Below are 25,012 nucleotides of genomic sequence, written 5' to 3' on the forward strand. Positions count from 1 at the left end.
CCGGTCCTTCCGGAGCGGACTTCCCTGCCGCGATGGGCCGCCGTCGGCGTGCTGACGCTGAGCACGTTCCTGGTGGTGACTTCCGAGATGCTGCCGGTCGGAATGCTCACCCCGATGGCGGACGGTCTCGGTGTCTCCGCGGGTGCGACCGGTCTCAGCCTGACCGTCACCGGTCTGGTTTCGGCGGTCACCGCTCCCGTGGTGCCGCGGCTGCTCGGGGATCTCGACCGCCGCCGGGTGCTGGCCGCGGCCGTGGCGGTGCTGGCCGTCGGCAACGGGCTGACCGCGATCGCCGTCGATTTCGGGCTGCTCATGGTCGCGCGGATCGTGCTCGGTGTCGGTATGGGCGCGGTCTGGGGGATGGCTTCTGCCGTGGTCGTCAGGCTGGTCACGGCTCGCGACAGCGCACTGGCGGTTTCGTTCACCGTCGGGGGCGTCGCCGCCGCCTCGGTGCTCGGAGTGCCGTTGGGCACGTTCGTGGGGAACGCTTTCGGCTGGCGCGCGGCCTTCTGGTCGCTCGCGGTGTGCGCGTCGCTGCTCGTTCCCGCCTTGCTGCTGGCCTTGCCCGAGCTACGCCGTCCCGTGGTCGTCGAAGGGACCGGCACCGGACGGCACCGCTCGTTGTTCCGTCCCGCCGTGGTCACCGGCCTCGCCGTGGTGGTGCTGCTGGTGACCGCGCACTTCGCCGCGTACACCTATGTGCGTCCGGTCCTCGAAGAACTGCCCCGGATGCCGGCGGGCGCGATCGCGTCTCTGTTGCTCGTCTACGGTGTGTTCGGGCTGATCGGCAACTTCGTGGCCGGAGCCGCGGCCGGGCGCAGGCCTCGGCCGACCGTGCTGCTACTGGCGTCCGGTATCGCGGTCGCGCTCGGGCTTCTGGCGCTTTTCGGCGCCTCCACGCTCATCGCCTGGGTCGCGATCGCCCTCTGGGGGATGGCCTACGGCGGACTGTCGGTCGGCGCGCAACTGTGGATGACCGCCCTCGCGCCGGATCGCGTCGAGCACGTCACCGGTCTCTACGTCGGCGTGTTCACCGGTTCGATCGCCCTCGGCGCTTTCGTCGGCGGCCTGGTCGTCGAGGGGGCGGGTGTCGTGCCGTTGCTGTGGAGTACGGCGGCGCTCGCCCTGGTCTCCCTGCTGGTGGGTTCGGTGGGCAGGCCCATCGCGGCGTAGTGGTCTCGTGCGGCGCGGGTCTGCCCCAACCCGGCCAGCGCGCGGGCTTCCTGCAGCCGGTAGCCGATCCGCCTCGCCGTTTCCAGCGCGAGCCGGTGCTGCCCGAGGCCCGTCGTCGTCTCGCCGACCGCGAGGCAGGCGGTTCCGAGGCTGTTCGCCGCCATGGCCAGCAACAGCGGATGGTTGAGCCGGGTGAGGATCGCGCACGCGCGTCCGGCCTGCTCACGCGCGTCGCCCGGACGATGGGCGAGCAGCAGGGCGTCGGCGAGGTCGATCCGGCTCCACGCCTCGCCGAACAGGTACCCGAGCTCCCGCGATGAGTCGATCGAACGCTCGATGGTCGCGAAGGCTTCGTCGAAGTGGCCGAGCCGGGCGAGGACGAGGCCGAGCTGGGCCGAACTCAGGATCGTGCCGCGGTCGTCCTCGCGCAGCGCCACCGACCGCCGGGCCGACTCCAGCGCGTCGGCCAAGTCGCCGAGGACCTCCTGCGTGTTGCTGAGGTTGGTCCACAGCGTCGCGGCGGCGTCGGTGTTGCCGTCCGCGACAGCCAGGCCGTCCCGGTAGAACCGGATCGCTTCGGCGTAGTGGCCGAGCATGCTGTGCAGGGCGCCCGCCCGGGAGAGCGCGATCGCTTCGGCCGCGCGATCGCCGGATCTCCGGACGACGTCCAGCCGCTCCATGGCGCAGTCCATCCCCTCGGTGAGCCGGCCGTTCTCCCAGAACGCCAGGGTGAGGCTCGCCAGGCTCAGCTGGACCGCGTGCGGATCCCCGATCCGGCGGGCGGCGGCGACCCCGGTCCGCGCCACGGCGAGCAGCTCGTCGAGATACCCGCGTTCCCGAAGGTGTTCCGTGGTGTCCTCGGCGATCCGCCAGGCGTACTCGTCGAGACCGGTGTCGAGCGCGTGGCGCGTCACCGCGACCAGGTTCGCCCGCTCCTCGCGGTACCAGCCGGGGCCGCCGCCGTCGCGGTAGTGATCGAGCAGCCTGGTCATCGCCGGACCCGATTCCTCGTCGCGCGCGACGGTGCGGGCGTGCTCGGCGATCAGGTCGTGGAACGCGTAGCGGCCGAGCGCGGGCTGCCTGAGCAGGTGGGCGTCGAGCAGGTCCTCCAGCAGCCGTTCGGCCTCGTGCTCGCCGGTACCGGCCAGCGCGGCCGCCGCGGGTACCCCGATGTCGGTGCCGGGATTCCGCCCCAGCAAACGGAACATGCGCTGCTGCGCGGTGTCGAGCTCCCGGTAGGACAGTGCGAACGCCGCGGCCACGTCGCGTCCGCCGACCTTCAGCTCGGCCAGCCTGTCGTGTTCGGATCCCAGCCGTTCGGCCAGGGTCTCCACGGTCCATTGCGGACGATTCTGCAACCGGGCCGCCGCGATCCGGATCGCCAGCGGCAGGTTCCCGCACAACGCGGCCACGCCCGAGCCGGGTCGTCCGGACGCCGCCGCGAACAGGGCGCCCGCCTGTTCGTCCGGCAGGACTTCGAGACTGATCGACGCGGCACCGTCGACCGCGGCCAGCCGGCGCCTGCTGGTGACCACGAGCGCGACCGTGGTGGAACCCGGCACCAATGGTCTCAGCTGTTCGGCGCTCGCGGCGTTGTCGAGCACCACGAGCAGTGACCGGCCCGCCGTTCGGGTGCGCCAGAGCTCGGCCCGCCGCTCCACGCCGCCGGGGAGCCTGCTCGCCGGGATGTCCAGCTGGCCGAGCAGGGCTTCGAGCGCGGCCTCGGGCGAGAGCGGTTCACGGGCGGGGGAATGCCCGTGCAGATCCACGAACAGCTGCCCGTCGGGGAAATCGGCGGCGAGCCGGTGCGCGACGTGGACGGCGAGCGAGGTCTTGCCGACGCCGGCCATCCCGTCGACGGCCACCGGGCGGCCGAACCGGATGGTGTCGAGCAGACGGCCGATCTCGGCTTCCCTGCCGGTGAAATCCGGGACGTCGTAAGGGAGGAAGCACCGGGTCTTGCCGTATTCCGGCTCGTCGCGGAGGATCCGCTCGTAGAGTCCGCGCAGCTTCGGCCCGGGGTCGATCCCGAGTTCCTCCACCAGCCGCGTCCGCGCCTGCCGGTAGACGTTCAGCGCGTCGGCCTGCCTGCCCTGCTGGTGCAGCGCGCGCATGAGCAGCCCGGCGAACGGCTCCCGGAGCGGGTGTTCGGCGACCAGCGCCGTCAGTTCAGCGACGGTGTCCTCCCCGGCGGAGATCTCTTCGTCGAGGCAACGCTCCACAACGGACAGACGACGCTCGTCGAGTTCTTCGGCCTCGCCGCGCAGCGCCATACTGTCCACGCCGGACAGAGCCGGGCCGTGCCAGCAGCCGAGTGCTTCACGGAACTCGCCGCGCGAGACGTGCTCCTCGAACGTGCGCAGATCGAAGGCGCGCGGGCGCAGGACGAAGCCCGGGCCTTCGGCGGTCAGGACGTCGTCGTCGGCGCCCTCGGCGACGAGTGCGCGTTTCAGCGCGGTGGTGAGATTGCGGATCTGCCGGGTGGCCGTGGCGGGCGGATCCTCGTCCCAGACGACGTCCACCAGCCGGGAGACCGAGACGACGCGATCGGCGCCGAGCAGCAGCGCGGCCAGGATCCGCTCCTGCCGTGAGCCCGCCAGTTTCAGCGCCCGCGCGCCGCCGCGGACCTGCACCGGACCCAGTATCCGAAACTCCATCGCACCCCCTTCCGCGAGGTTAACCGGCCGCCCGCCCGCGCCGGTGCGGAAGTGATGCAGCTGTGATGCGCCGTCCGGCGAACCTGCTGAGGACGGAATACGGGACGTGATGAGGAGAACCCATGCGCAAGCGGTATTACGCGGCGTTGGCCGGGCTGGTCGTGGCCGCGGCGGGAATCGGCGTGCCCGCCGCGGCGGCGGCCAGTGACCAACGGGCGGAGACGGAGCGGCAGGTCTGTCAGCGCGCGTTCGACCGCGCGGTCTGGGAGGACATGGACAGCTTCAACAAACGCGACGAGGCCCGCTACCGGGCGATCATCCACCAGAACATGGTCACCATCGGTCGTAAGGGCCAGACGATCATCGGCTACGACGCCAACGTGGACCCGGTGGTCGATGTGCAGTTCAAGCTCCCGTACGAGTGGAGCATGCCGTGGACGGTGACCCACACCGTCGTCGAGGACTGCAAGATGGGCTACGCGATCCTCGACGCCTACTACAAGGCTCCGTCACAGAACATCGACCGGCACTACACGATCAGCCTGACGCTGGTGCGTGAGCACGGCAAGTGGCTGGTCATCAAGGACACCGTGACCGACGTGCTGCCCTGAGGGAGGTCGTGAGTGGTAAGGACGGTTCTAACCGTCCTTACCACTCACGAGGTGACCCTAGGGTTTCCGGCCCACCCCGGCGTACGGCAACGCGTTGATCTCCGGGTCCTCGGACATGTCGCCTGCTCCCTGGGGGTTCCACATCGCGCAGCCGACGACGCCGGGCTCGACGACGTCGAATCCGTCGAAGAACGAAAGCACCTCGTCGTGGGTCCGGGGGATGGGGTCGTTCTGGGTGCTCTTGTACGCCTCGATGGCCTCGTCGAGGCCGCTCGAGTTCGCGTCGGCGGCGACGTGCGAGATGGCGAGGAAGCTGCCGGGGGCGATTCGCTCCCGATAGCGGGCCAGTATCGCGTGCGGATCCCATGAGTCCGGCACGAAATGCAGCAGCAGCAACATGAACAGGCCGACCGGCTGGTCGAGGTCCAGCAGTTCCTTCGTTTCGGGAGCGTCGAGGATGTCGTTGACGTCGCGGAGGTCGGCCTGGATCGCCGCGCACCGGTCGTTGCCGCGCAGCAGCAGTTTGGCGTGGGCCACGGCGACGGACTCGCGGTCGACGTAGACCACCCGGCAGGACGGGTCGATCCGCTGGACGATCTCGTGGAGGTTGCCGACGGTCGGGATGCCGGAGCCGATGTCGAGGAACTGCCGCACGCCCGCGTCCACCATGTGCAGCGCGGCGCGCCGGAGGAACGCCCGGTTGAGGCGGGCCGCGTCGCGGATCCCTGGCATGATCTTCAGGATCTGCTCGCCGAGGACACGGTCGGCCTGGAAGTTGTGGTCGCCGTTGAGCCAGTAGTCGTAGACCCGGGCGGGATTCGGCACGGTCGTGTCGACCTCGGGGGGTACCCAGCTCAGGTTCGAAGTCACCGTCGTCGCCGCCGTTCGGTTGGGATCCGTTGGGGCACAGGAGTCTAGCGGGCTCACGGGAACTGGCCGCCATCGTCCGATCGTGTGGATGTCCGACGGCGGAGCCGTCTTCGCGCCCTCGTGGCCCTAAAGTGGCTGGGTTCAGCGCCCAGACACCGGGGAGACGAGCACGATGGCACCACCTCCGGACGTCGCCGTCGCACCAGGCCGGTGGCCGCTGCTGGGACATACCGTGCCGATGCTGCGTGATCCGGTGAAACTGTTGTCCTCACTGCGATCGCACGGCGACGTCGTGCGGCTCGACTTCGGCCCGATGCCGGTCTACCTGGTCACCACGCCGGAACTGGCCTGGCGGTTGCTCGCCGTCGACGCGGCGAAGTTCGACAAAGGCATCGTGTTCGACAAGATGCGGCCGTTGTTCGGCGACGGGCTCGCGACCTCCAACGGAGCCTTCAACCAGCGGCAACGACGGATGATGCTGCCCGCCTTCCAGCGAAGCCGTATCGCGCTCTACGCCGAGACGACGATGACGAAGGTCGCTGTAGACCTTGCGGACGCGTGGAAACCGGGCGAGGTGGTCGAATTCGACCGGCGCATGCAGGATCTCGCGCTGACCGTCTCCGGGCGCACGCTGTTCTCCACCGAACTCGGCGACGACGCGCTCGCCGAGATCCAGCGGTCGATCCCGATCATGTTGAAGTACGTCATGGTCAGGGCGTTCTCGCCGAAGTTCGTGGAACGCCTGCCGATCCCGGCCAACCGCGAGTTCGACGCGGCGGCCGCACGCCTGCGGCGGGTCATCGGCGACGCCGTCGTCCGGGCGCGCGAGAAGGGCGGCGATCAGGGCGACCTGCTGTCGATGTTGTTGCTGGCCGAAGACGACGAGACCGGCGAGAAGATGACCGACCGTCAAGTAGAGGACGAGGTCATCACGATCCTCACCACCGGCGCCGAGACGACGGCCGTCGCGCTCGCGTGGTTCTTCCACGAAATCGGGGCGCGGCCGGAGATCGAGCGCCGCTTCCACGCGGAGGTCGACGAGGTGCTGGCAGGCGGGCCCGCGCGGTTCGAACACGTGCCGCGCCTGGTCTACACGCAGCGGATCATCAACGAGGTCGTCCGCCGCACCCCGCCGGTGATCCTGATGCGGCGGGCGCGCGAGGACGTCGAACTCGGCGGCGTGCGCGTCCCCGCCGGTACCGAGGTCGCGGTCAGCCAGCACACGCTGCACCGCGATCCGCGCTGGTTTCCCGATCCCGGCCGCTTCGATCCGGATCGCTGGGAGCCGGAGCGCGCCGCGGAGGTACCGAAGGGCGCGTTCATTCCCTTCGGCGCCGGAGCCCGGCTGTGCCCCGGACATCAGTTCGCACCCACCGAGATCGCGTTGGTGGCGGCGACGATCGGCGCCCGGTGGCGGATGGAACCGGTACCGGGTGTGAAGGTCTTTCCCAAGATCAAAGCGACGATGCAGCCGAACCGGTTGCCGATGATCGCGCGGCCGAGAACCTCGGGCTGACGGTGAGCGTCCGATCACCCCGTGTAGGGTTCATGCTCCTTCCGAGCGTCCCGATTCCGGAGAGGGTTCTGTGAGAATGCCGCTCAAACTGGCCACGGCGGTGGCCGCCTGCTGCGTGCTCCTCGGTGGTTTCCTGGTCGCGGCCCCGGCCGAAGCCGTCGACGTCCGCTGTTCCGATCTGGATCTGCCGGTCACCGGCCCGCTCGGCGAACCCGCCACGGTCCACGGCCGGCTCTGCCTGCCCGGCGGTCCGGCACCCGGCGCGGTGCAGTTGCTGGTGCACGGCGGTACCTACAACAGCGCCTACTGGGACCTGCCCTACGACCCGGATCGCTATTCGTACCAGCGGGACATGGCCAAGCACGGTTACGCGACCTTCGCCGCGGACCAGCTCGGTACGGGCGGGAGCAGCAAACCGCCCAGCCTTCCGCTCCTGCTGCCGGTGCTGGCGCGCTCGATGCACGAGGTGATCGGCCATCTGCGCGCGGGCCGGGTCGGCGGCACGCCGTTCGAGAAGGTCGTGATCGTCGGGCATTCGGTCGGTTCCGGCATCGTCGCGGCCGAGGCTTCGACGTATCAGGACGTGGACGGCGTGATCCTCACCGGAATGACGCATCTGCCATCGGTCCCCGCGCTGACCTTCGGGGTGCTCTTCGGCCTCCAGCCCGCGTTCACCGACGGGAAACTCGGTTCGCTCGGCAGCGATCCGCTGTATTTCACGACGAAACCGGGAGCACGTGCCGGACTGTTCTACGCGACGGAAAATGCCGACCCCCGGGTCATCGAAGCCGACGAGGCGACGAAGGATCAGGTTTCGGTCCCGGGAATGGGAACGGTCGCCGTGTTCGGGATCGTGCTGCCCGCGACGAAAGCGATCCGGGTGCCGGTTCTCCAGGCGGTCGGCTCGAAGGACATCCTGTTCTGCGGCCTTTTCGCGCTTCGGGACTGCTCGAGCGGCGAGACGCTGCGCCCGGCGGAAGCGCCGTTCTACCGGCCTGAGGCACAGCTTTCCACGTATGTTCTGTCCGGTGCCGGACATTCGCTGGCCTTACACCGCAACGCGTCCGAATATCGGGACGCCACCCGCGTTTGGCTGAGGGACAAGGTGGGAGTTGCAGTACCGTAGGGTGACCACCCGATTGGATGATCGGCGAACCGTGAGTACGGTTAGAGAATCGTGGAAGATGGTTCTCCACCACGGAATACGAAAGCGACCCCAGGACCGGCGGACGTGACTGCCCCACTTTCGGACGGCGAAGAGTTCCCCGTATCGCCGGACGCCCCGAAGAGAACTTCATCCTCCGCATCCCCGAAGCGGAAGAACACCGCGCCGACCCGCGCCACGCTGGCCCGCAAGTGGGCTTACCTGGTCACCGGTACGGCGTATCTTCCGTATACCCACGCGCAGATCGAAGAGCATTTCGCCGCTCTGCTGGACGAGGTCTTCGCGGCGGTGCTGAGCGAAGACGCCGAGCCCGCGCAGGCCGCCGAAGCCGGCGCGCGGCTCGTCGCGCTCAGATGCGTCGGCCCGGACAGCCTCCGTCGCACGATGGAGGTGCTCGGCAAGGGGCTCTTGCACGAGCCGGAGTTGCGGAGCGTGAAGTCGCTCCCCGAACGGGTACTGCAGGTGCTCGGCGCGCTCGCGGCCGGTTATGGCGAGGCGTTGCGCGAGAGCATCCAGACACAGCAAGAGGATCTGAGCCGCACCCTGGTCACGCTCGAACGCGAGACCCGGCGCGAACTGGTGCTGACCCAGGCACGTTTCGAACAGCTCTTCACCGGTTCGGCCACCGGCGTGGCCGTCACCAGGGTCGACGGCCGCGTCCAGCGGGTGAACCCCGCGTTCGCCGAAATGCTGAACCGGCCCGTCGCGGACCTGACCGGGCTCAACCTCTACGACCTCGTGCATCCGGACGACGCCGAGGGACTGCGCGAGGGCTACCGGAAGCTGCTCGAAGGCGAGAGCCAGCGGCTCGAGCTGTCGCGAAGACTCGTAGCCGAGGACGAGGAACCGACGTGGGCCGGTTTCTCCGGCGCTGTCATCCGCGACCCGGCTGGCGAGGCCCAGCAGCTGGTCACCCTGGTCGACGGGGACACGGACGTCTCGTTGCTGCAGCGGCAGCTGAGCCGTCAAGCCCTGCACGACCCGCTGACCGGCCTGCCGAACCGGCAGTGCTTCGGAACGCGCCTGGAACGGGCACTGCAGCACGCCGACCCGTCCTTCGGCGTCACCGTCTATCACCTCGACCTGGACGGTTTCTCCCTGATCGCGGGCGGGCTCGGCCAGAAACAGAGCGACGACCTGCTGAAGAACGTCGCCGCGAAGCTGCGGGCCGTCGTCGGCGGCGAGGACGCGCTCGTCGCCAGGATCGGCGGCGACGAATTCGGCATCCTCATCCAGAACACCGCGGCCAGCCCGGACGTCGCCACCGTCATCGGCATGATCAACCAGGAGCTCTCCGAACCGGTCTACCTCGAAAGCGGCAGCGGGGTGGCGGTCTCGGCCTGCGTCGGGGTCGTGCACCGGCCACCGAGAGACATCGCGCCGAACGAGCTGCTGCGCGTCTCCGGAATGACGCTGCGCCGGGCGCAGGCCAACGGCTACCGTCAGTGGGCGCTGTCCGATTCCGTTCTCGACATCAGGGAACGGCACGAGTTCGGCTTGGCCGTTTCCATGGCGGGTGCCTGGGAGACCGGCCAGATCGAGGTCGGCTTCCGGCCGCTGACCTGGCTGGCGGACAGCAGGCCGGCGGGTGTCGAGGCGAGGCTCGCGTGGAACCACCCGCGCCACGGCCGGATCGGTCACGACACCTGCGCCCGCTTCGCCGACGAGACCGGTCTCATCACGCCACTGGGCGAATGGCTCATCCGCATCGCCTGCGAGGAGTCGGACGACAGGCTCCCGATGGTCGTGGGACTGACCCCGCACCAGGCCGCCGATCCCGATCTCGTCGGGTCGGTGCGGACCATCCTGACCGCGACCGGAGTCGGGCCGTCACGGTTGCGGCTGGGCTTCCCCGTCGGCGCGGTGCTCGCCGAACTCGGCGAGACGGTCGACAACCTGCATCTCCTCGCCGAGATCGGCGTGGACGCGGAACTGCAGGACTTCGGCGCGGCCGGTGACGTCGTCTGCCTCGTCGACGTACCCGTGCGGACGGTCCGGATCGCGGCCCGGCTGGCGGAGCGGCGGACGGAACCACTGGCGGAACGTTCGCTGCGGAACCTCATCGACACCGCGACCATGGCGGGCGCGACGGTGATCGCGGACGGGATCGACTCGACCGGCGACGCCGGATGGTGGCAGAACGCCGGTGCCCACATCGGAGCCGGAAGGTATTTCGGCTAGGCCGATCTCGTGTGCTCGGAGCCGTAACTCGCGTGCTTGGAGCCGTAACTCGTGAGTTCCGCCTCCAAGCACGTGAGTTCCGGGTTTGAGCACGCGAGTCACGATTTCGGTTAGGCCGTTTGCCGCAGCCGAAGGCGCTAAGTTACCCGAGGGTTGACGTTCGCGGGCGGATTGGGCAACATCCCAGGTCCTCACCCCGCACCTCGGAGGCATGCACATGCAGGTAGGCCCGAGGCGTGGCGGGCGTTTCAACGCGCCCGTCGTCGTCTTGAGCCTGTTGCTGGTGATCGCGCTCGGTACCTGGTGGGGCGTGGACTATCTGCGGGCCCGGTTGGCGGGCAACGGTTGTGACGCCCTGACGCCGGTCGAGATCACCGCGGCGCCCGACGTGGCACCGGTGCTCACGCGGCTCGCGAAGACCGTGCCGCAGGAAGAATGCTTCAGTGTCAACGTGACCGCGCGCGAGTCGGCCGAAGTCGCCGATCTGCTCGGGACCACCGCCTCCGGCGGGCCCGACGTCTGGGTTCCCGAGTCGAGCACGATGTTGTCGCAGGCCAGGGACGCCGGCGCGTGGAACCTGCCGGAATCCGGTCAGTCGGTGGCGAATTCCCCGGTGGTGCTGGGACTTCCCGACGAAACCGCGCGGCGGTTCGGCTGGCCGGGGAAGGCGCCTTCCTGGCAGGAGATCCTCGACGGCTCCCCGGTCGGGATCCCGGACCCGGCGCGCGATCCGCTCGGCGTCGGCACCCTGCTCGCCCTGCGGAAGGTGACCGAGAAGGAGCCCGATCCGGCCGCGGCCTTCACCGCCGCCATGCGGAAGCTGAACCCCGCGCCGGGCCAGGCCCCGGCGGCTGCCCCGGCGACCGAACAGGCGGTACTCGCACGGAATCTGGTCGCCGCGTACCCCGGTGTCCCGGTGCAGGGGTTCGACTACCCATATGTCGTGCTGCCCAAGGCATCCGAAGCGTCGAGGACCGCTGCGGAACGTTTTCTGCGGCTGCTGCTCGATCCGCTCGCCGGGAGCATCTTCGCCGACGAAGGATTCCGGGCGCCCAGCGGTCAGTTCGCCGTGCCGCGGGCGCAGGACAGCCGGACCGACCCGGCGCCGCATCCGCCGGGACCGCCGCTGGTGACCGACCTGTACGCCGCGCTGCAGGCCTGGGCCGGGACGAACCTGAGCGCCCGGGTCCAGGTGCTGCTCGACGTCTCCGGTTCGATGGCCGCCTCCGTGCCGGGTACGGGGAAGAGCCGGATGGAGCTCACCCTGCAGGCCGCGACGCAGGGGCTCGGACTCTTCAAACCCTCCACGGAGCTGGGGTTGTGGCTGTTCTCGACCAAATTGGACGGTGACAAGGACCATCGGATCCTGTTGCCGATGAAGACGATCGCCGAGCAGAAGTCGTCGGGCGGGGTCGAGCGGCTGCAAGCCGTGCGGCCGAAAGCCGGTGGCGCGACCGGGCTCTACGATTCGATCCTCGCCGCGTACCAGAACGCCAGGCAGAACTGGAAACCCGGCCGGATCAACCTGGTCGTCGTCCTCACCGACGGGCGCAACGAGGACGGCGAGACGATCGGGCTGCCGCGGCTGCTGGAGGAACTGGGCGAACTCCAGGACCCGAGGAAACCGCTGCCCGTCATCGGGATCGGCATCGGGCCGGATATCGACGCGTCCGAACTGCGGCGGGTTTCCACCGCCACCGGCGGGGATTCGTTCACCACCCCCGATCCGAGGAAGATCTCGGACGTCTTCTACCAGGCGCTGAGCAAGATCATGTGCCAGCCGCCGACCTGCAAGAATTGAGGCGACCCGTGGCTCTCCGGGGGAAAAGACCTTCGCCGGTCACCTTGGCCGCGTTCGCCGCCGGTGTGATTCCGTTCGTGCTGCACGCGTGGGCCGCCCTGCACGGCAGCCTCGCACAAGACGATTTCGTCATCACCTACCACGCCGCGAAGTCGGGCCCGTTCGACTTCGGCTACTTCTTCCAGGATTACCACGGCCATCTCGCGCCGGGCGGATTCCTGCTCGCCGACGTGCTGACCGCGTGGGCGCCCCTGAACTTCGCCGCGCTGATGGCGCCGGTCCTGGTGATGCAGGCGGCGTCCTCGGTGCTGTTGTGGGCGATACTCGTGCGCTGCTTCGGGCGCCGGTGGGGGATTCTCGTCCCGTTCACGATGTTCACGACGTCGACCTTGCTGCTCGTCCCGACGTTGTGGTGGGCGTACGCCATCCAGATCGCGCCCGTACTGCTGGCCGCCACCGCCGCCCTCCACGCGCACGTGCGGTATCTCGCCGACGGCGGGCGCTGGGCGATCGCCACCGTTGCCTGGACCGTGTTCGGGCTGGCCTTCTACGAGAAGGCCGTGTTCATCCCGGTGCTGATCGCCGGGATCACCGTGTTGCTCGGCATTTCCCTGCGCCGTCACCTCGTGCTGATGGGTGTCCTCGCCGCCGTCCTGGCGGGCTACGCCGTCGTTTTCCTGGCCTTGACCACGAGCCAGGTCGGGCAAGGCGGCGGTGCGGTCACCGTCGGCACGGTCGCGGACATGACGGGCCGGATGCTCGGTGACACCCTGATCCCCGGACTCGTGGGCGGGCCTTGGTCGGGCCCGGGGCCCGGGGCGACGTTCGCCGCTTCACCCGTGGCGGTGCGGATTCCACTCCTCTTCCTGGCCGTCGTGGTGCTGGTCGCAGGGATCCGCGTGGGCGGGCTCCGGGCCAAGAAGGCGTGGCTGCTGCTGGGGCTGGTGTTCGTGGCGGACATCGGGCTTTCGGCGGCCACCCGGCTCACCGAGGTCGGCCCGGAACTGGGCAGCGATCCCCGCTACGTCGCCGATCTGGCGCTCGTCGTCGTGCTGTGTCTCGCTTTCGCCTTCCTGGAACCGAGGCCGCTCGACCGGCCTTCGGATATCGTGCCGTCCGCGGCGAAACGCCCGATCGCCCTGGCGCTGTGCCTCGCCCTGCTCGCGAGTTCCGCCGTGGGGTTCTCCCGGCTGGCGCCCGGACTGCGGTTCGACCACTCCCGTGAGTTCCTCGCCAACGCGCGGGCCTCGATCGAACGGGACCCCGATCTCGTGCTGTTCGACACGGCGGTGCCGAACGACGTCCTGCACGGCTGGTTCGGCGAAAACGCCCGCACGTCACGGGTGGTGGGGCTGATCCCGGGCTTCCTGTTCGACCAGCCGACGAGCCGGATGTCTCTTTTGGACGATGCGGGCACCGCGCGGACGATCACCGGTGTGGAACCGGTTTCCCGCGGCGTGCCCGGCCCGGTGGCGGGCTGCGGGTACACCGTCGGCGAGCACCTGGTCCGCGTTCCGTTGGACACGCCGGTTCTCGGTCGCCACCTGCTGCGGATCGACTATTTCACCTCGGACGGCGGCGAAGGGTTCGTGGACCGCGACGGAATCCGCGTGCCGGTGTGGTTCCAGCCCGGCCTGCACACGATGTATCTGCCGATCGAGGGCCTGTTCGACAAGATCGGCTTTCAGTTGTCCGCCAAGGGTGCTCCCGTCTGTCTCAGGAAGGTCGACGTCGGCAAGCCGCTCACTCAGTAGGGGTCGTACGGGCTGTCGTGGCCGAAGACCCTGGCAACGGGCGCCAGCCGGAGCCGCAGCAGGACCTTGATCCCGACGTTGCGCAGGAACCACGGCATCTGGGCGAGCACGCGCAGTCTGTCCTTGAGCGACGGTGGGGAGAGCCGGAACCGGGCCAGCGACGTCGCGCGGTCGAGATAGGTGTAGCGCCGTCCGAAGAGGACTTTCGCGATGGTGCCGAGGGTGACGCCGATCGACGAAAAACAGTCGTGGACCAGGATTTCCCGGCCATCGGCCAGGTTGGCCGACCAGCGCAGGTCGTCGGTGTAGGTCCAGTAGTCGTGTTTGCCGTCGATGTAGAGCAGCTGGATCGGACGGTCCCAGGTCGGGCGGAGTTTCGTGCTGTACTCCGCCACGAGCTCCACGACGTCCTCGACACCCGCCTTTCTCAGGTTCGCCTCGAACCGTTGGCGTGTCGGCGATCCGCCGAACAGGCGGCCGTCGACGAACGGATCGACGGCGACCACCCGCGCGCCGACCGTGCGGGCGGCACTGGCGAGCACGATCGTCGAACGGCCCTGGTGGCTGCCGATTTCGACGATCAGTTCGCCTTCGGATAGGTGGCGGGCCGCGTTCCACAAGGCCAGGCCCTGATCGCGGGTCATCCAGCCTTTGACCGGCTCGGCGAGCGACCACGCTTCTTCGAAACCGTCCGTCAGGGGTCTTTGCTTCTGCGTGATGACGCACCTGCTCAGGTCGCGGGGACGAATGGGTAGGCGCATAGTAGCCACGTTTCCGCCTAGTATCTACCGGATGGTAACCCCCGGGGCGCTCGTGAAACGGCCGAGCACGTGGATCGTGCTGGCGCTGACCGTGCTGTCCTTTGTGCAGCGTCCCGGCAGGACGACCTTCGACACGAAACTCGATCTCGCCGTGGATCCGCTCGCCTTCCTCGGCAGGGCGCTGCACCTGTGGAATCCCCAGGCGACGGCGGGGGAGTTGCAGAACCAGGCATACGGCTACCTGTTCCCGATGGGACCGTTCTTCGCGCTGTGCCAGGCGGTCGGGATCCCGGTGTGGATCGCGCAGCGGTTGTGGTGCGCGATCCTGCTCTCGGTCGCCTTCGGGGGCGCCCTGCTGGTGGCCCGCGCGCTGAAAATAGGGAACGAACGGACTCGGCTGATCGGAGCAGTCGGTTACGCCCTCGCGCCGAGGATGGTCACCGAAATCGGTTCGCTGTCCTCGGAAATGCTGCCGGCCGTCCTGCTGCCGTGGGTGCTGCTGCCGCTGATCCTCGCCGACCGCATCGGCTCGCCGCGCCGTGCCGCCGGGTTGTCCGCGCTCGCCGTGCTGTGCATGGGCGGGATCAACGGCGCGATGGTCGTGATGGCGCTCGTGCTCCCGGGGTTGTGGTTGCTGACCCGGAAATGGCGGAGCACACACGTCGCGCTGGTCATCTGGTGGTTCGTCTTCGTCGTCGGCGTGGTGCTGTGGTGGTTCCTGCCGCTGGTGCTGCTCGGCCAATACAGCCTGCCGTTCCTCGACTACATCGAATCCGCGACCAACACCACGGCGCCGATGTCGTTGTTCGAGGTGCTGCGCGGCACGAACCAGTGGGTCGCCTACGTCGTGCAGGGCACGCCGTGGTGGCCGTCGGGCTGGGCGCTGATCGACAATCCCGTGCTGATGGCGGCCACCGGGCTGGTGGCCGCGGTGGGGCTGCTCGGCCTCGCGCGGCGTGGCCTGCCCGAACGGCGTTTCCTGGTGCTCGGCGTCCTGACCGGGCTGACGCTGCTGACCGTCGGCTATGTAGGGACGCTCGACAGCCCGCTGGCGGAACCGGTGCGGGATCTGCTCGACGGCCCGCTCGCGCCGTTGCGGAACGTGCACAAGTTCGAACCGGTGCTGCGACTGCCGTTGATGCTGGCGTTCGTCCACGGCATCACGAGCGCCGCGCCCGCGCTGCGCCGGAATCTGCGGCCCGTGCTGGGCGCCTTGCTGGTGGTGGCGATGGCCGCGCCGGTGTGGTTGCTGACGTTGCGGCCAGGACCGGGCTGGGACGAAGTGCCGGGATATTGGTACGACGCCATGGGCTACGTCGCCAAGACCGACGCGACGGCACGTACCCTGCTGTTGCCCGCGACCGGGTTCGGCGAGTACGACTGGGGCCGCACGGTGGACGAACCTGCGCAGCCCATCGCGGACAGTCCGTGGGCGGTGCGCAATCAGGTGCCGTTGGGCTCGGAGGGCAACACCCGCCTGATGGACTCGGTCGACGCCGCTTTGGCCGACGGCAGAGGGGATCCCGGGCTCGCGGAGTTGCTCGCGCGGTCGGGCTACCGGTTCCTGGTGCTGCGCGGCGACATCGACCGCGCCAAGGTCGGCGCGCCCGATTTCACGACGTTGCGCGCCGGGCTGGCCGGGTCACCGGGGATCGAGAAGTCGGCCCAGTTCGGGCCGCTGGAGATCTTCGAGGTGAAACGGCCGGTGCCGCTCGTCACCGCGACGTCCGCGAAGGACGTCCCGACGGTGAGCGGCGGTCCGGAGAACCTGCTGCCGCTGATGAACTCCGGGCAGCTCGACCCTGGGACACCCACGGTGCTGACCGGGGACGGCGGTTCGCCGACCGGGCCGAGGCTGGTCACCGACGGGCTGCGCCGCGCCGAACGCAACGTCGGCGGCGTGCGGGACAACCTGAGCCAGACCCTGACCGCCGGGGAATCCGCGCGGCAGCAACGAGCCGCCCTGGACGTGCTGCCGTTCCCCGGCGAGCAGCACCAGACCGTGGCCGCGTACCGGGGGATCCGTTCGGTCGACGCGTCGACGGCGGCTTCGTTCGCGGACGCGTTCGGCGGTTCGGACCCGAGCCATCAGCCGTTCGCCGCGCTGGACGGGGATCCACGCACCGCTTGGCATTCGTCGAGTTTCACCGGCCCGATCGGCGAGTGGCTCGAAGTCGAACTCGACACCCCGCGGCTGGTGAACTCGGTCGATCTCGCGATGGTCGACGACATCCGCGTCGGCTGGCCGCCGACCCGGATCCGGATCACCACGGACAACGGTTCCGTCGATCACCAGGTCGTCCGGGGCGCGGGGGCGCACACCTACCCGGCGCCCGCGGGGGTGACGCGCAAGGTGCGGATCACGTTGCTGTCGCTCGTGGTCGGCAGGCAGGACGGCAACGTCGGGATCTCGGAACTGAAGATCCCCGGCGTCGACCCGCAACGCGCGCTCGAAGTCCCCGCCGACCTCGGGCCTGGCCCTGCGCCGGGCTTCGCGTTCACCAGGGGCGCGCAACCGCGTTACGCGTGCGTGCCCGACGGAGGGCATGTCCGCTGCGATGCCAACGCGGGCCGCGACGGTGAAGAACCGGACGGGATCCGGCGGCTGTTCTCGACGACGTCGCCGAGCGCCTACGAGTTCGGCGGCACCGTGCTGCCCGCCGGCGGTGGCCGGTTCCCGGTGACCTTGCCCGGCGTGCAGGTATCGGCGACTTCGCAACTGGGCGGGGATCCCTCGGCGAGCGGATTCGCCGCGGTGGACGGGAATCCCGCGACCACGTGGCTGCCCGACGTCACCGACCTGCGGCCGACGTTGACCCTGGACTGGGCGAAACCCCAGACGATCTCGGGAATCCGCGTCGCCGCCGACACCGGCGCGCCCGCGCGGTTGGAACTGACCACACCGACGTCGAGCCGTTCGGTCGAACTCGACTCCTCCGGTGCCGCGACCTTCGCCCCCTTGGAAACCTCGCAGCTGAAGATCACGTTCGCCGGCCTCGACGACGACCAGCGGACGCGGAACTCGCTGGGTATCGGGAGCCTGTCCCTGACCGGTGCTGAACTTCCCGCCCCGGCAGCGGAATTCACCCTGCCCTGTGGATCGGGGCCGAACGTCCGCCTGGACGGCTTCGACTACGACACGTCCGTACGCGGCACCCTCGCCGACTTCGTCGCGCACCGGCCGCTGACGCTGTCCGCGTGCCCCGATTCGGCGGGCGGCGTCGACCTGGCGGCGGGCGGGCACGAACTCCGGACCGATCGGTCCGAGTCCTTTGTGGTCCAGGACCTGTGGCTCAAACCCGCCGGCCGTGCCGTTTCGCCCGCTACGCATCGTGCAGTCACCGTGGACTCCTGGGACGCGACGTCCCGGTCGGTCACCGTCGCGGATGGTGACGAGTCCATTTTGGCCGTCCCGGAGAACGCGAACGCGGGCTGGACCGCCTCGCTGAACGGGACTCCGCTGGTGAAGACCCGCGTCGACGGCTGGCAGCAGGCGTGGTTCCTGCCCGCCGGCTCCGGTGGCGTGGTGCAGCTGGAGTTCGCCCCGGACTGGAAGTACCGGTCGGGTCTGCTGATCGGCGCGGTCGCGATCCTGCTGGTGCTGATCGGTGCGCTCTGGCCCGCCCGCCGTCGACGTCTTCCGGTGGAGGCGGGCTCCGGGCGGCTGGTCCCGGTGGTCCTCATCGGACTGCTGGCCGTACTGGGCGGGATGCTGCCGATCGTGCTGCTGATCGCCGTCCTGCTCGCCCGCCAGTTCAGCGAACGCGCGCCACGGTACCTCGCTGTCGGCGGCATGGTCGTGGGAACGATCGTCGCGGTGGTGGGGCGGCTGCTGGGGCACGGTCAGGAGTGGGCCTACGGTCCGGTGACCCAGGCTTCGCTGCTGCTGGCGGCGGCGGCGATGGTGGCGACTTGTGTGCCTTGGTTCGGTGGACGTTCACTTGAGACGGACGTCGGGCCGAGGTCGTAGGCGGGCACTGTCCAGTGCCGCCCGAAGTTCGGCCGCGACCCTGCCGGGCTCCGAACGCAGCCGTGAGGGCAGCGTCTGGAGTACGACGATCCCGGCCGCGGCATAGCGGGCGTTGCGGGCAAGCGTGTCCCGAAAGCCGGCATCTCCCGCGTGGTACCCGAGGGAATCGATTTCCCAGGCGAAGCCCAATTCGTCGCACCAGCCGTCCGGCTGGGCGATATAGGTGCCGTTCGCGTCGAAGATCTTGACGTTCCAGCGGCATTCGGGAAGATCCGATCGTTGCCAGAGACGCCAGGCATCGGCTTCCGCGACCGACCGGGCACCGCCCAGGATCGGCAGGAGCATGCTTCTCAACGGCTCTGCGCCTGGCCGTCTGCCTTCGTCGAGTTCGTCCGCGAGCGCCCGCGGAAGGCAAAAGCCGCGCTGGACGGACTCGGCCATCATCGCCGTGACGGTGTCCTGATCCGGTGTCCTCCGCGCCGCGTCGATCACGGCTCGGGGTACTGGAGCTGTCGGGATGCCGGACCGTGGCCTGGGATTCGGGAGACGTCGTGACCGTTCGACGTGGACGAAGCCGCTGTTCGTGACCGAGCGTTCCGCCGGGACGAGAACGTGGACCTCCTCGGTGTCCGGGAGATTGCGCAGGCCATATCGCTCCAGGGCCCGTACACCGGTCAGGATCGAGCCGCTGCCGGAATGCAGCAGGGCGGCGTGGATCTGCTGTTCGTCGGTGGGCTCGCCGTTCTGGAGCAGCACGACGCCGGGCAGCAGCATCCGCCACGTCCCGCCGGGCTCGCAGCGTCGCGAGACCGTCCGGCGCGGCATGCCGACGGCTTCGAGTTCCTTCGCCGTGATCACCCGCGAACCGCTGGTGATCAGTGGGTGGCGAGCCCAGTCTCCCCTTCGCACGGGACCAGCATGGAGTCGATCACCGACATAACCCGGCGCCCGGCTTCGTGACCGGACCTTTGATGCGTGACTGTGTGGATTTTGGGACATCTGACGTCCCAAAATCCACACAGTGCCGGTCAGGCGCGACGCGACCGCAACTCCAGGACGGCACCGGACAGAGCCAGACCCCCGGCACAGCAGGCAGCGACGGTCACCACCTGAACAGCCGACGAGTGCAGCCAAGCGGTCACCAGCACCGTTTCCACCACGACGGTCGTCCACATCAGCACGGTCACCCGCCGGTCACCGGCGGCGAGGCGCGAAAAGAGCAGGATCTGCACCAGTGCGAGCATCGAGCCGGCGAGGGCGAACGGCCAGACCGGCATGGTGCTGGCGGCGTAGCCGGAGCCGCCGATGAAGGAGAGCAGGCGTGGGCCGGCGACCACCGAGACGAGGAGCACGACGGCGTCGAGGGCGGCGCAGACGGCCAGGGCGGCGGGCAGGATGCGGCGGCGGTCGTCGCCGTTCGCGAAGCGGGGGAGTACCAGCACGCCGACGGCTTGGGGGAGCCAGTAGGCGATCTTCGTGACGATCGCGCCGAGTGCGTATTCGCCGGCTTCGGTGGCGGGGAGGGTGTGGCGCGCCAGCACCAGGTCGAGGTTCACCAGCAGGACCAGCGCCAGCATCGCCTGCGCCGCGTGCAGGACTTCGCCCGCGTGCCAGCCCGCCTTCCGCGGTCGCTGCCGTCCACAGAGGACCCAGCCGCAGAAGATCACCAGGTACGAGCCGATCGCGGTCCCGGCCAGCGCGCCGGTGGCGTCGCCGCCGATCAGCAGGCCGATCAGCGAGCCGCCGACCTTGCCCGCGCCTTCGAGCGCCATGAGTCCGGCCAGGAGGGCGAAGCGGCCGCTGCCCTGCAAAAGGCCGTGGAAGAGGCCGAGCAGCGTCAGCGGGCCGAGTGTGACGGCGAGCAGCAGCGCGGGCACCACGGAATCCAGGTGCAGCACGAAGACCAGTACCGGCGCCAGGAGCAGGCCGATGGTCGCGACGATGGCACTCGTCGTGAGGCCGAGCGCGAGGAGTGTCCCACTGTCCTGCGGTTTGCGGGCGACCCGCAGCGCGACGACGGTTTGCAGACCCATCGCGGGGACGACGCCGATCACCAGCACCGCCAGCAGCGAGCTCAGCTCGCCGAACGCGCTCGGCGCGAGCAGCCGGGCGGCGATGATGCTCAGCGCGTAGGCGCCGGCGTTGTTGGCCGCCAGCGCGAGCGAAACGAGGATCGCCGCGACACGCTTGTCGGTCCTGGTCTCCTCGACGTCTACGCTCAACGGTGCTCCCATTACCGGCGAGTAATCGAGCGACCATAACCGCGATCGCGGCGGAAAGGGAAGAGCAGTTGGACGCACGGCGCGAACGTCTCGCCTTGGCAGCGGTGTCGGCCGGGCTGGCGTCGCTGGTGTTCCTGCCCGTGCTCGGACGCGGCTTCGTGCTGAGTTACGACATGGTGTTCGCCCAGCGTCAGTCGCTGATCCCGGACGCGCTCGGACTCGGTTCCGCCCTGCCGCGATCGGTTCCCGCGGACGCCGTGATCGCGCTCGCGACCGCGGTCGTCCCCGGCGACGTCGTCCAGAAAATCATTCTGCTGCTCTCGCTGTTCCTTGCGGCATACGGCGCAGGGCGGCTGGTCCCGACGGAGCAACTCGGTACGCGGATCGTCGCGGCCACCGGGTACGCGTGGACGGCCTATTTCGCGGAGCGGTTGTTCATCGGGCATTGGCCGCTGCTGCTCACGTACGCCTGCCTCCCGTGGATCGTGCGCGCCGCGCTTTCCCTGCGCCGGAACGAACCGAGGGCGCTCGCGGGGCTGGTGCTCGCCTGTGCCCCAGCGGTGCTCACGCCACCCGGAGGTGTACTGGCCGCGCTCACCGCGATCGCACTGGCCGGACCGCGAAAACTTGGCCACACCGTCGGTCTCGCCGTCGTCCTCAACCTTCCGTGGCTCGTCCCGACACTCCTGCACGACGGCGGCACGCTGTCCGATCCGGCCGGGGTGGCCGCCTTCAGCGCCCGCGCGGAAAGCTGGGGCCCGGCGATCCTGAGCGTGCTCGGGCTCGGCGGGATCTGGAACGGTGACGTCGTCCCCGGCAGCCGGGGCGCGCCGATGGCCCCGGTGCTGATCCTCGTCACGGTCGCCGTGGCGCTGGCCGGGCTCCGCCCCCTCGCGCGAAAGTGGGGGACACCGCCGGCGAGAGCGCTGCTGCTGCTGGGAGTTCTCGGTGTCGTGCTCGCCGCGCTGGCGACACTGCCGTTCGGCGAGCCCGTGCTCTCCTGGGCGATGGGGCACGTCCCCGGCGCGGGACTGCTGCGGGACGCGCAGAAATGGGTGGCCTGGTGGGCGCTTCCGGTCGCGCTCGGGTTCGCGCTGGCGGTCGAAGCCGCCGCCGCGCGCCTGCGGACCGGGGCGGCGCGTGGGGCGCTCGTCGTGGCCGCCGCGCTCTTTCCCTTGCTCACCATGCCCGATCTCGCCTGGGGCGGCTGGGGAAGGCTCGAAGCGGTGCGCTACCCGGCGGACTGGAGCGAAGTGCACCGGGTGCTGGCGGAAGACGGCCGGCCCGGCGACGTCGTCACGCTACCGCTGTCCACGTTCCGGAGTTTCGCCTGGAACGACCACCGGACACAGCTGGATCCGGCGCCGCGGGCACTGCCCGAGACCGTGCTCGTCGACGACACGCTGCGCGTCGGCGGCGAGGAGATCTCCGGCGAGGATTCCAGAATGGACCGTGTCCGTGCCGCGCGGTCGGCGGAAGACCTGTCATCGGCGGGAATCGGCTGGATCCTGGTCGAACACGGGACGCCGGGCCGAGTAGACCCGCGGTTGCTGACCGGCGCGGAACCGGTGTGGTCCGGTGACTGGCTCACGCTTTACCGCACTCCCGGTGAGCCCGCCGTGACCGGGACGCGATCGCCGATCCCCGTGGTGCTGGCAAACGGAGTAGCGCTGTTATCGATCGCGGCCGCACTGTTGTGCCTTAAGTTACCGGTGCGTACATTGAGCCGACGCAGGAATTCCCTGTCTTGGAAGGAGTAGGTCTTGGGCACCCTCATCGGCGCGGCAGCCGCCGTCATCATCGGGCTCGCGACGGCCGCGGGCGGGAGTTACGCGCTGACGAACACCGCGGATCCGGACGCCGCACCCCAGGTGCAGGCGAAGATCAAGGAGCAGTTCAACCCGAACTCGAGCCCCGAGCACGTCATTTACGGCAACCGCTGAGCCGGTGTCCGAGCTCGCTTCCGACCACGCCGGCCGGGTCGTCGGGCTCTACGGCGACCCCACCGTTTCCTGGAGCATCCTCCTGGAAGCGAGACTGTCTTCGGTGCTGACGCCGGAAAAGGCGCGGATGCGGCTGGCGGTCGCGGTCGAGGAACGGCCGTGGCTCGGAGCCGCTCCCGAAGTCGTGGCCGTTTCCGGCGAAGAACTTCCGGCGATCCGCGATCGATTCGCCGAGACCTCGTACGAACGCGGTGCGCCCTTGATCCGGGTCGCGGTCGGTGTCGACGAGCCCGTCGTGCTGATCGCCGCGCATCACGGCGCCCTCGACGGTCTCGGCCTGCTCGCCGTTCTCGGGCTGACCCTGGACATCCCGATCTCGTCCGCCGCCAAGGGAATCGGCGCACGCACGGCCGATCGATCCTTTCTCGTTTCCGCCTTCCAGCGCCTCGCGGAAGCACTTTTCGCGCCTCCGGCGAGAATCACCCCGGAACGGGCCGAAAGCCGCCCAGGAGACGTGTTCAGCGCGAGGATTCTCCCTCGCTCGCGGCTCGGGTCTTCGGCCTTCGCGGCGGCCGCCGCCAAGCTGACCGAGACGTGGAACGCCCGCCACGGCGAGGAAGCCATCAGGGTGGTGGCCGCGGTCGGCGCGTCCTGTCGAAGTGGAGCCGCGCCCGAACCCTTGCACGACAGCGCGTTCTTCCGGTTGCGACTCGGCGGGAAACCCACGGTCGCCGAAGTGGGCGCGCTGCTGGCCGCGCAGCCGCCGGAACCCGATTTTCCCGCCCGCAGCAGCAGAATCGCCCGGCTGGGCACCCGGCTGCTGGCGAGCAGGCTCGGTTCGACCTACCTGGTTTCCAATCTCGGCGTCGTTTCGGCGGCGGACGCGGTCACGTCGATCGCGTTCTATCCCGCCGCCAGCGGCCGCTCAGGCGTGGCGTTCGGTGCGGTGACCGTCGGCGAGACGAGTACCGTCACCGTGCGCGCACGCCGCAAGGACTTCGACGACGCCGCCACGGCCGACCTGGCCGACGGGATCGTGGAAGCCTTGCGGCGTCAGTGTCTGTAGGCGAACCCGCCGGTGATTCGACACAGCGGGTTCACGGCTAGGGTCACGTTCCGGACAAAACCTCAGCTCCGCCAACAGGCGTAAGGACCCTGGGATGGGGGATGGCCACCCCGGCCACGTCGCGCACGAGTGATTCGAAACGGTTCACGCTGTGTTCCCAGTCGAACAGGCTCGCCCAGGTGATGCCGGCCTTGCCCATTTCGGTCCGCCGCACCCGGTCGGCGAGCAGACCGTCGACCTGCGCGGTGAAATCGGCGAAGTCGTCGGCCAGCAGCCCGGTTTTGCCCTCCACGATGGATTCGGCCACCCCGCCCGCCGCCCGGTAGGCCACCGAGGGCACGCCGTGCGCGGCGGCCTCCATGATGACGATTCCCCAGCCTTCCTTGACCGACGGGCAGAGGTGCAGCCAGGACCGTTCCAGGATCTCGTGCTTCTCGTCCTCGTCCACCCAGCCGTGCAGCCGCACGCGGTCTTCGACGCCCCGGTCGCGGGCGTGTTTGCGCAAGACCTCTTCCCACGGTCCCTGGCCCACGATCTCCAGCTTCAGCGTCGGCCAGCGCCGGCTCAGTTCCGCGACGACGTCGATCGCGTGCTCGATCCGCTTGTGCGGCACCAGCCTGCTGACCGCGACCAGCGTCGGCTCGGTCTCGCGGACGGCCTTGCCGCGCGGGGGAGTGTCCAACCCGTTGGGTACCACGGTGATCCGCGAGCCTTCGATACCGAGTCCGGCCAGTTCGCCCTTGGTGATCTCGGAAACCGTGACGTAGCGGCAGTGCCGGAACAGCCACGGCGCCAGCCGCGACTCGATCCACCAGCCGATACGGCCCAGCGTCTCGCCGAGCGCGCTGATCCACTGTTCCTTGTGGACGTGGTGCACCAGCACGAGAACCGGGCAGCCGGCGACGAGCCTGGCGAAGAACGGCATCCCGTTCTGGACGTCGACGACGAGGTCGGCGTGCGCTTTACGGATCGCCCGGAGCGCATGGAGATAGACACCGAACTTGTTGCCACGGCGGCGGTAGCGGACACCGTCGCGCCATTCCCCGGCGTTCGCGCCCGGGTACGCGGCGCACTGGATCTCGACCCGGTATCCGGCTTTGGCGAGTCCCTCGGCCATCTGCTCGACGTACCGCTCGGAGCCGCCGCCCTCCGGATGCCCGGTGTCGCGCCAGTTGACGAGCAGCACACGTGGCCTTTCCATCGTGGTTCTCCCAACCTGTTAGCGACAATGCTAGGTTACCGGTGCGTACACGGTAGAGGAATCATTCTCGGAAAGCGATGGTTCGATGGTCGGTAATCGGTCGGTGACCCCAGCAACGATG

16 protein-coding genes and 1 pseudogene are annotated in these 25,012 nt (G+C 69.3%); 11 read left to right on the forward strand and 6 right to left on the reverse strand.

What is annotated here, in order from left to right; all coding sequences use genetic code 11:
- Positions 1–102: 102 nt before the first annotated feature.
- Positions 103–996: pseudogene (locus tag AC069H_RS38760) on the forward strand (MFS transporter); the annotation flags it as partial.
- Between the two features lie 20 nt (positions 997–1,016).
- On the opposite strand, the gene AC069H_RS38765 reads toward AC069H_RS38760, so the two are convergent.
- Positions 1,017–3,830, reverse strand: a complete 2,814-nt coding sequence (locus AC069H_RS38765) for an AfsR/SARP family transcriptional regulator (protein WP_478235621.1) — start codon at positions 3,828–3,830, stop codon at positions 1,017–1,019.
- Between the two features lie 122 nt (positions 3,831–3,952).
- Between AC069H_RS38765 and AC069H_RS38770 the strand changes: the two genes are divergently transcribed.
- Entirely contained in the window at positions 3,953–4,441 is a 489-nt protein-coding gene (locus AC069H_RS38770; protein ID WP_478235622.1) for a hypothetical protein, read from the forward strand.
- A 57-nt stretch (positions 4,442–4,498) separates the two neighbouring features.
- On the opposite strand, the gene AC069H_RS38775 is transcribed toward AC069H_RS38770, so the two are convergent.
- Positions 4,499–5,311, reverse strand: a complete 813-nt coding sequence (locus tag AC069H_RS38775; protein ID WP_478224837.1) for an SAM-dependent methyltransferase — start codon at positions 5,309–5,311, stop codon at positions 4,499–4,501.
- 172 nt (positions 5,312–5,483) lie between these two features.
- Between AC069H_RS38775 and AC069H_RS38780 the strand changes: the two genes are divergently transcribed.
- From AC069H_RS38780 to AC069H_RS38800, 5 genes are all read left to right on the forward strand, one after another.
- Entirely contained in the window at positions 5,484–6,827 is a 1,344-nt protein-coding gene (locus AC069H_RS38780) for a cytochrome P450 (protein ID WP_478235623.1), read from the forward strand.
- Positions 6,828–6,903: 76 nt separating this feature from the next.
- A complete protein-coding gene (locus AC069H_RS38785) occupies positions 6,904–7,953 on the forward strand; it encodes an alpha/beta hydrolase (protein WP_478224835.1) in 1,050 nt (349 codons plus the stop codon).
- A gap of 105 nt (positions 7,954–8,058) precedes the next feature.
- The gene (locus tag AC069H_RS38790; RefSeq protein ID WP_478235624.1) at positions 8,059–10,173 is read left to right on the forward strand and encodes an EAL domain-containing protein; all 2,115 of its coding nucleotides are present in this window, start codon (positions 8,059–8,061) and stop codon (positions 10,171–10,173) included.
- 211 nt (positions 10,174–10,384) lie between these two features.
- Positions 10,385–11,974 carry a substrate-binding and VWA domain-containing protein gene (locus tag AC069H_RS38795; protein ID WP_478235625.1) on the forward strand — a complete coding sequence of 530 codons (1,590 nt, stop codon included), beginning with the start codon at positions 10,385–10,387 and terminating at the stop codon, positions 11,972–11,974.
- 8 nt (positions 11,975–11,982) lie between these two features.
- Positions 11,983–13,728, forward strand: a complete 1,746-nt coding sequence (locus AC069H_RS38800; RefSeq protein WP_478235626.1) for a hypothetical protein — start codon at positions 11,983–11,985, stop codon at positions 13,726–13,728.
- Here AC069H_RS38800 and AC069H_RS38805 read toward each other — a convergent pair.
- Entirely contained in the window at positions 13,722–14,489 is a 768-nt protein-coding gene (locus tag AC069H_RS38805) for a class I SAM-dependent methyltransferase (protein WP_478235627.1), read from the reverse strand. The two genes, AC069H_RS38800 and AC069H_RS38805, sit on opposite strands and share 7 nt — an antisense overlap.
- Positions 14,490–14,520: 31 nt before the next feature.
- Here AC069H_RS38805 and AC069H_RS38810 point away from each other — a divergent pair, with 31 nt between their 5' ends.
- A complete protein-coding gene (locus tag AC069H_RS38810; RefSeq protein ID WP_478235628.1) occupies positions 14,521–18,459 on the forward strand; it encodes an alpha-(1->3)-arabinofuranosyltransferase in 3,939 nt (1,312 codons plus the stop codon).
- Here the strand turns inward: AC069H_RS38810 and AC069H_RS38815 are convergent.
- Positions 18,427–19,368 carry a hypothetical protein gene (locus AC069H_RS38815; protein ID WP_478235629.1) on the reverse strand — a complete coding sequence of 314 codons (942 nt, stop codon included), beginning with the start codon at positions 19,366–19,368 and terminating at the stop codon, positions 18,427–18,429. The genes AC069H_RS38810 and AC069H_RS38815 overlap by 33 nt on opposite strands.
- Before the next feature lie 119 nt (positions 19,369–19,487).
- Positions 19,488–20,681 (reverse strand): lipopolysaccharide biosynthesis protein, encoded by a 1,194-nt coding sequence (locus AC069H_RS38820; protein ID WP_478235630.1) that lies wholly within the window; start codon positions 20,679–20,681, stop codon positions 19,488–19,490.
- A gap of 68 nt (positions 20,682–20,749) precedes the next feature.
- Here AC069H_RS38820 and AC069H_RS38825 point away from each other — a divergent pair, with 68 nt between their 5' ends.
- Genes AC069H_RS38825 through AC069H_RS38835 form a run of 3 tightly spaced genes read left to right on the forward strand, consistent with a single transcriptional unit; the run spans position 20,750 to position 23,690 of the window.
- Positions 20,750–22,441 (forward strand): MmpA family trehalose lipid delivery protein, encoded by a 1,692-nt coding sequence (locus AC069H_RS38825; RefSeq protein WP_478235631.1) that lies wholly within the window; start codon positions 20,750–20,752, stop codon positions 22,439–22,441.
- A gap of 3 nt (positions 22,442–22,444) precedes the next feature.
- On the forward strand, positions 22,445–22,624 hold the full coding sequence (locus tag AC069H_RS38830; protein ID WP_016335312.1) for a hypothetical protein: 180 nt from the start codon (positions 22,445–22,447) through the stop codon (positions 22,622–22,624).
- 4 nt (positions 22,625–22,628) lie between these two features.
- Complete coding sequence (locus AC069H_RS38835; RefSeq protein ID WP_478235632.1) at positions 22,629–23,690, forward strand: hypothetical protein; 1,062 nt, start codon at positions 22,629–22,631, stop codon at positions 23,688–23,690.
- A 43-nt stretch (positions 23,691–23,733) separates the two neighbouring features.
- Here AC069H_RS38835 and AC069H_RS38840 read toward each other — a convergent pair whose 3' ends face one another.
- Positions 23,734–24,891, reverse strand: a complete 1,158-nt coding sequence (locus AC069H_RS38840; RefSeq protein ID WP_478235633.1) for a glycosyltransferase family 4 protein — start codon at positions 24,889–24,891, stop codon at positions 23,734–23,736.
- Between the last annotated feature and the right edge of the window lie 121 nt (positions 24,892–25,012).

It is taken from the genome of Amycolatopsis sp. NPDC043887 (assembly GCF_056435665.1).